This is a genomic window from Mesorhizobium sp. M2E.F.Ca.ET.209.01.1.1, from assembly GCF_004010375.2.
Classification (GTDB): domain Bacteria; phylum Pseudomonadota; class Alphaproteobacteria; order Rhizobiales; family Rhizobiaceae; genus Mesorhizobium.
In genome coordinates this window covers 1-364 of record NZ_SADP02000460.1, presented here as the reverse complement: position 1 = coordinate 364, position 364 = coordinate 1, and the positions used below count along the sequence as shown (strand labels likewise).

Here is a 364-nt window from a genome sequence, read left to right as displayed (position 1 = left end):
ATCCTTGCAGCCGTGCCGGCGCTTGACCCAGGATTCGAATAGGTCGCCGATCTGCGAAACGATCGAGAGCGCCAGAGCGGCAAGGCCAAGCATCGCGAGATTGCCGGCCCCCGCCACGATTGCCAGTGCCAGTCCCGCAACCACGCCGCCGACGGCCCCGCCCAGCGCGCCGCTCTGCGTCTTGCCAGGCGAGATCGACGGCGCAAGTTTCGGGCCGCCGACCGCGCGCCCGACGAAATAGGCCGCTATGTCAGTTGCCCAGACTACGGCGAACAGGAAGAGAATCGCGATCAGGCCGGAATGGCCATCGTCGCGCAGATAGGCGAGCGAAAAGCCGGACAAAGCCGCGTAGGCCAGCCCCGAT

Annotated in this window: 1 protein-coding gene; it reads right to left on the bottom strand. The window is 66.5% G+C overall.

The features are described from left to right. The coding region (locus tag EN852_RS36480; protein ID WP_135879733.1) for a phosphatidate cytidylyltransferase at positions 1-364 on the bottom strand (364 nt) is incomplete at both ends.